We start from the raw sequence: 370 nt of genomic DNA on the forward strand, positions 1-370 counted from the left end.
TCTTCTAATAACTGTGCAATTTTCTTATAACCATGGCCTTTAATGTAATAATTGAATACAGCCTTCACCGTTGGTGATTCATTTTGATTGATGATGAATGTTCCGTTGTGATAGTCGTAGCCAAAAGGCGCATGTGTTGTAATCAATCGACCTTGCTTTGCTTTTTCTTGAAGGCCATTTTTGACTTGTTCTCCAATATTATCTGATTCAAGTTCGGCTAAACTGATGAAGATATTAAGCTTGAGTCGGTCGAAAGCTTGATCCATATCAAAATAACCATCATGTACGCTTAAGATATGAACATGGTAAGTTTGACATAATTTGATGAGTTTTAATGCATTTTTCAGATTACGATGTAATCTATTAAGAC

General features: G+C 34.3%; 1 protein-coding gene. It reads right to left on the bottom strand.

The window, feature by feature from the left end; all coding sequences use genetic code 11:
- Positions 1-347 (bottom strand): recombinase family protein (locus tag BRSPCE3_RS35755; protein WP_309296347.1); only part of this gene is annotated, 347 nt, incomplete at its 3' end.
- Between the last annotated feature and the right edge of the window lie 23 nt (positions 348-370).

The sequence above is a fragment of the Bradyrhizobium sp. Ce-3 genome, assembly GCF_022835695.1.
Taxonomy (GTDB): Bacteria; Pseudomonadota; Alphaproteobacteria; order Rhizobiales; family Xanthobacteraceae; genus Bradyrhizobium.